The sequence below is a fragment of the Enhygromyxa salina genome, from assembly GCF_000737335.2.
Classification (GTDB): Bacteria; Myxococcota_A; Polyangia; order Nannocystales; family Nannocystaceae; genus Plesiocystis; species Plesiocystis salina_C.
Genome location: NZ_JMCC02000202.1, coordinates 1 through 6,044, shown reverse-complemented (window position 1 = coordinate 6,044; position 6,044 = coordinate 1). Strand labels below are relative to the sequence as shown.

Sequence of the window (6,044 nt, the reverse complement as noted above, 5' to 3'; positions counted from 1 at the left end):
CGCATGTGTGGCCCCCTAGAAGGGGGCTCGGGTGGCTTCGGCGGACGTTTACGGGGACTTCGCCGACTGCAGCCGCTTCGGTCTGGTCGCTTCGCTCCTCGGGGCTGGATCTTCGCGGGCGCATGTGTGGCCCCTAGAAGGGTCCCTTCGGCGGACGTTTACGGGGACTTCGCTCCTCGGGGCGTTTGTTCGCGCGCCCCTCGGCGCTCCATTGTGGTTTCGAAGTCCGTCCACATCCTCCGATTCATGGATGAAGATCAGCGGCGCTGCTCCGATAGCAGGCACGCGATCTAGGACCACGGAACGACACGTGAGTGGAGACCTCCCCGGTGGCCGTGGGTACTCAGACGAGAGCCCCTTCTAGGGGGCCACACATGCGGCCGCGTACAAACGTCCCGTTGGGAGCGAGCGAAGCGAGTGACCTGCGAAGTGCGAAACCCTATGTGGGGGTCTAAAAAACGCTATTACAGGTCGGGGCGGAGGCGGATGCCCAGGTTCACGCTGAAGATCGTGTCGAGCTCGCGGGGGATCGAGCCGGTGACCTGTTGGGCGAAGCCAACGCCGAAGTCGACGCCAACGCCACCGAGGGCGGCGGGGCGGATGAAGCCGAGGCCCGCGCTGACGTAGCCGCGATCGTCGGCGTTGCCGCGGCCGCGAGAGTCCCACCAGCCGCCCACGCGGATCGGGACGGGTCCGGCGACGAACTCACCGCCGGCGTTGACGGTGATGCGGGTCCACTGATCTTGGGTCTCGCGGTACGACGTGAAGTCGTAGGTCGCGTCGACGTTGAGGCTGAAGTTGGGGTTGTGCAGCGGAAAAATAGCGAGGCCGTGGCCGAGGCTGCGCGGGTAGTCGGACACGGGGCGCAGGTTCGTGTCGTTGATCTGGGGCTCGTCGTCAGTTCCGATCCCCGGGATCTCGGTGATCGGATCTTCGGTGCGCGCGGGGGCGCTGGGGCCGAACAAGTTGTAGCCAACGATCCCGATCCGGACCCAGTCGAGCAGGTTGATCGCCACGGCGGCGTCGAGCCCGAACGCGTTGTGCTTGGGGGCGTAGTCGCGCGCGATGCCGTCGTCGTCGTGGTAGCGCAGGCTCACGTACTGCCACTTGGGCTTGATCCCGATGTACAGCCAGTTGCGGACCGCGGTCACGCTCAACACACCTGACACCTCGTGCCCAAAGTGGGCGAGCTTCAGCTGCTGGCGGTCGCTGAAGGGATCGTCGTAGCGGATCCGCGGCGTCCCGTTCATGAAGATGTAGCCAAGCGCCAGGGCGAGCCGCGGGCTGTTGAGCGAGTCGCTGATGAACACGCCGATCCCATGGGTCTGGTTTTGGAGGTTGAACTGGTAGAGCGGCTCGACCTCGAATTGCTGCGCGTAGCTCAGGCCTGCGGGGTTGATGATCGCGGCGTCGGTCCCCGTCGAGGACCCGCGGGTTGCGTTGCCCATCGACAAGTTGCGGGTCCCATCGGCGCCCGGGCTGGCCGTGGCGCGGCTGGGGAGCGCCAGGCAGGCGAGGGCCGCGAGCCCCAAGACAGCTCCAAAACGGACGTTGGCGCCGGTCCTGGGCCCGAACGGGGGCTGCCGGGTCGCGGACGCTCGCGCCGCGGCCTTCGGCGGACTCGGGTCAGTTTGGCGCATCTTGGAGGGCAGCATACGTATGTCGCCGATCCGCGCAAAAAAACCCCAAGCACGAGCGCTCGGACGAGCAAAACCGTCCTCCATCGTCCACACGGCCTCCCCTGACATCGTGTCAATCAGATCTTTCGCGACCTCGCAGCACCCGCCGCCCGGAGCCCACGAGCGGCTGATTCCAAACTGGTCGTTGCTCTGGTCACTCTGGTACCGTAGCGACGTGTCCGGCGATCGCCCTGGCTCGAACAAGGCTCTGCCTCCTTTGCTGGAGGGGTTCGGCAAGGACGACGGACGGCGCGCGGCCGCGGCCGAGGAGTACGGCAAGAAGTTCGAGTCGATCGAGCTCGATAAGTTTGACGACTCGGAGCCGCCGCCGAAGCCGGTGTCGGACGCGTCGTCGGCTGGGGCCCCGCGGCCCAACTACAACGCCGAAGACGAGATCAGCGCGCCGCCAACCGACTCCGACGATCGGCCCAACCTCGAACCCGTCAGCGACAACGCCCATCCGCCCCAAAATCGGCGCATGCCCACGCAGCCGCCTTCGAGCCCCGTGCTCGAGCTGAGCGACGAAGACCTTCCAACCAAGGCACACAAGGCGGTGCCGCGAGATCCCGAGGCATCACAAGCACCGGTCGCGACCTCTGTGAGCAACACGGCGCAGCCTCGGCCACCAACGCTGGGTTCGCGCCACAGCCCGGCGCCGGTCCGCCGCTGGCTGTTCTCGGGGGATCGAGTCACCAACGTGCTCGCGGGCGTCGCAGTTGGATTGTTGCTGATGATCCTCCCCGCCAAGAAGTTCGCCAGCAACTACGAGACCAGCCAGGTCGAGCCGATGCTGACCGAGCTCGCCGGCGCGATCGAGCACCCCCTAGGTGTGGAGGCGGGCGTCGTGGAGGCGCCCGAAAAAATAGCCGCGAGGATCCACGCCGGCCGCGAGAAGGTCCGCGAGCGCTACTTCATGATCTGGCTGCTCGTGGGTGTGCCGCTCGGGGTCGGACTCGGGTTTGCACCGCGGCCCGGCGACTGACGCGACCCGCTCGCTCGACTCGTCCGGGGGGTGTCGCCGCACAGGCGGGTGACATACTCGCCGTGATGAAGCGAAATACTGTGGTCATTGAGTCTGGGTCCAGCGAGGTGCTCCCAGCCCCCCGCTGGGGCCATCCTGTCATCATGGCATTGGCGCTGTTGGTGGGCGTTGGAGGGTGCGTCAGCCTGCAAGACTACGACGCGGTCAAGGCCGATCTAGCGAAGGCGCGCAGCGAGCTGACCGACAGCCGCGGAGAGGCCAAGGATCTCAGAGTTGCCCTCGACGAGGCGCAGATCGAGGTCGAGCTGCTCGACGCTCGCGTTGGCGATCTAGAAGAGATGATCGCAGTCGCGGAGGGCCGCGCCGGTGATGCCGAGAGCCAGCTGGCCGAGCTCGTTCGGAACCACAGCAACCTCGAGGCCTCGGTCGAGGACATGCGCAAGGCGTTGGCCCAGCTCAACCACATGCGGGCGCAGTCGGAGGCGCGCGCGGCCGAGTACCGCTCGGTGCTGGCGAAGTTCAAGTCGTTGATCGACAACGGCAAGCTCAAAGCCAAGATCGTCGACGGCCGCATGGTCCTCGAGCTGCGGACCGACATTCTGTTCGGCTCGGGCTCGGCCGATCTCTCGAAGCAGGGCGCCGCGACGATCCGCGAGGTCGGACAGCTGCTCGCGCAGATCCCCGACCGCCGGTTTCAGGTCGAGGGCCACACCGACAACGTGCCGATCAGCACCAAGGAGTACCCGTCAAACTGGGAGTTGGCCGCGGCGCGGGCGATCAACGTCGTCAAGGAGATGGTCGACACCGGGCTGCCGGCCAAGCGCGTGAGCGCGGCCTCATTCGCCGACAGCCGCCCGACCGCCAGCAACAAGAGCGGCAAGGGTCGCGCGAAGAACCGGCGGATCGAGATCGTGCTCGTCCCCGATCTCTCGGATCTACCGGGCGCCAAGGACATCGAGAAGATGTTCGAGTAGCGCGGCTTTCGGGCCGGGCGGCGGTGCTGGGTCCGAACTGGGTCCGAACTGGGTCCGAACTGGCTCCGAACTGGGGGTATGATCCGCCCATGCGGATCACCGTGAGCGAGCGGCGAGCCGAGGACATCGCCGCCGACGTCCACGTCGCTGTGTTCCGGGCGCCCGAACGCGGTCGCCCGGCTCCGCCGCTGGCTCCGTATCTGCGCAGTGACGCCGCGCGGATGATCGTTCGGCGGGCCGAGAGCATGACCTGGCTCGAGACCCGCGAGCTCCCGACGCCGCGGGTCTTGATGTTCTGCCTGGGTCCGCAGCAGCGCGCGTGGGATCCCGAGCTCGAGTATCTGGGCGGGCACGCTGGCAGCTTTGATCGGCAGGGCGCGGCGTTGGGTCTGCGTCAGGCCCTGCGCAACGCTGGCGCGATGATCGAGCGGGCGTGCACCCAGGCGGGGATCCGCCACGCCGCGCTGATCAGCTGGCCCGAGGACGCTGATCTCGCCCTGATCATCGAGGGCATGTGCCTTCGTGCCCACGATCCGCGGGCGTGGGAGCGCTCGAACGACGGGCCCGTCGCAACCTGCTTGCGCCGCCTCAGCGTGTGCATGCCCGACGCGCCCAAGCCCGCGCGTCGGGCCGCGAGCGAGCGGCTCCGCAAGCGCTTGGGCGCGCACCTGAAGATCATCGAGGCAACAAATTTTGCGCGCGAGCTGGGGGATCTGCCCGGCAACCTGGGAACCGCGAGCGGGATCGTCGAGCGCGTGCGCGCCTACATGGGGGAGCGTGAGCATCAGCTCGAGCTCGGCACGATCACCGCGGCTGAGGCAGCGGCGGCAGGCATGGGTCTGTTTGCCGCCGTCGACGCCGGCGCGAGCGAGCGCGGCTGCATCTTGCGGCTCGAGCATCGCGGCGCCGAGGGGGCGCCGCTGGTGTTCGTGGGCAAGGGCCTGACCCACGACACGGGGGGCTACAATCTCAAGACGGATCCATCGGTCCACCAGCTGACCCACGACAAGTGCGGGGCCACGGCGGTGATCGGCGCGATGCTGGCGATCGACGCGCTGGCGCTGCCGCTGCACGTGATCGGCCTGTGCCCGCTGACCGAGAATTGCGTAGACGCCCACGCCTACAAGCCCGGCGACGTGCTCACCGCCTGCAATGGCACGACGGTCTATGTCGAGAACACCGACGCCGAGGGCCGCCTCGTGCTCGCCGACGTGCTCGCCTGGCTGCAGACCCAGGATCCTCGGCCAGAGTTGGTCGTGGATCTGGCGACCATGACCTCGGCGATCCACGCCGCGCTCGGCGAGCCCTTCGCCGGGCTGTATTGCAACGAGGATCGGGCCCGTGAGCTGTTGGTCGCGGCCGGGCACGCGAGCGGAGAGCTGCTGTGGCCGATGCCGATCCACGAGATCCACGACCGCCACCTCGGGCACCACAAAGCGGACCTGCGCAACGTTGGCGTGCACGCTGGTTCGCCGAGCTCGGCGGCCGCGTTCTTGCGCGCGTTCGTCGACTATCCCTGGGCCCACGTGGATCTCGCGGGCAAGTCGCACAACGAGTTCTCGCGCGAGTACCTTGGGCGCGGGGCCACCGGGTTTGGCTGCCGTCTGCTCGTCGAGTTCGCCCGTCGGTTTGCCGGCGAGTAGTCTCGGCGCGATGGCCCGCGACCGGATCTTGATCAGCGAGCTGCGCGTCGACTGCATCGTTGGCGTGTTCGACCACGAGCGCCTGCGCCCGCAGCCGCTGTTGATCGACCTCGAGCTTGGCCTCGACACCGCCGAGGCCGCCTACTCCGGTCGGATCGCGGCGACCTGCGACTACGGGCGCGTCGCCGACGAGATCGCCACGCTGCTCGAGTTTCGCCGCTACAAGTTGCTCGAGGTCGCGGCCGGCGAGCTCGCGGCCATGTTGATCGGCGTGCACCCGATGATCGAAGATGTGCGGCTGCGGCTGCGCAAGCCCGAGGCCCTGCCGGGTCGCGCGACGATGGCCGGCGTCGAGGTCTATCGCGCGGCGCGGGAGCTCCTGCGCATGCGCGAGCGCAACGAGTTTGGCGAGGTCGAGCTCCTGCACCAGAGCCGCGAGGCCGGGCTGTACTTGCTGCACATCGACCCGCAGCGGGAGATCCCGGCGCATTATCACCAGATCATGCGCGAGCTCGAGTGGTTGGTCGACGGCGCGATCGAACGGGACGGCGAGCGGCTGCACGGCTTCGAACCGATCGTGTGGCGAGAGCAGCGGGTCCACCACTACGTCAATGTTGGGGATCAGCGGGCGACCTTGTTTTGTTGCGACAGCCCCCCGTTCGTTCCCGAGGACGAGATCGTTGTTGGTAGCTGAGCTTGGGCGTTCAGCCGTGCTCGAACAGCTGGCCGCCGGCGTTGACCTCACGCGCGAGCTTGGCCCAGCGCT

The 6,044-nt window shown here is 67.7% G+C and carries 5 protein-coding genes; 4 read left to right on the top strand and 1 reads right to left on the bottom strand.

What is annotated here, in order from left to right; all coding sequences use genetic code 11:
* Positions 1 to 464: 464 nt before the first annotated feature.
* Positions 465 to 1,640, bottom strand: coding sequence for a hypothetical protein (locus DB30_RS39840; RefSeq protein ID WP_146662803.1), 1,176 nt, complete (start codon positions 1,638 to 1,640; stop codon positions 465 to 467).
* Between the two features lie 214 nt (positions 1,641 to 1,854).
* Here DB30_RS39840 and DB30_RS39835 point away from each other — a divergent pair, with 214 nt between their 5' ends.
* The 4 genes from DB30_RS39835 to folB all read left to right on the top strand — a co-directional run bounded on the left by DB30_RS39835 (position 1,855) and on the right by folB (position 5,972).
* The gene (locus tag DB30_RS39835; protein WP_146662801.1) at positions 1,855 to 2,661 is read left to right on the top strand and encodes a hypothetical protein; all 807 of its coding nucleotides are present in this window, start codon (positions 1,855 to 1,857) and stop codon (positions 2,659 to 2,661) included.
* 143 nt (positions 2,662 to 2,804) lie between these two features.
* On the top strand, positions 2,805 to 3,635 hold the full coding sequence (locus tag DB30_RS39830; protein WP_165704171.1) for an OmpA/MotB family protein: 831 nt from the start codon (positions 2,805 to 2,807) through the stop codon (positions 3,633 to 3,635).
* 89 nt (positions 3,636 to 3,724) lie between these two features.
* Positions 3,725 to 5,278 (top strand): leucyl aminopeptidase family protein, encoded by a 1,554-nt coding sequence (locus DB30_RS39825; RefSeq protein WP_052559259.1) that lies wholly within the window; start codon positions 3,725 to 3,727, stop codon positions 5,276 to 5,278.
* Positions 5,279 to 5,288: 10 nt separating this feature from the next.
* Complete coding sequence (gene folB, locus DB30_RS39820) at positions 5,289 to 5,972, top strand: dihydroneopterin aldolase (RefSeq protein ID WP_052559257.1); 684 nt, start codon at positions 5,289 to 5,291, stop codon at positions 5,970 to 5,972.
* The last annotated feature ends 72 nt before the right edge of the window (positions 5,973 to 6,044 follow it).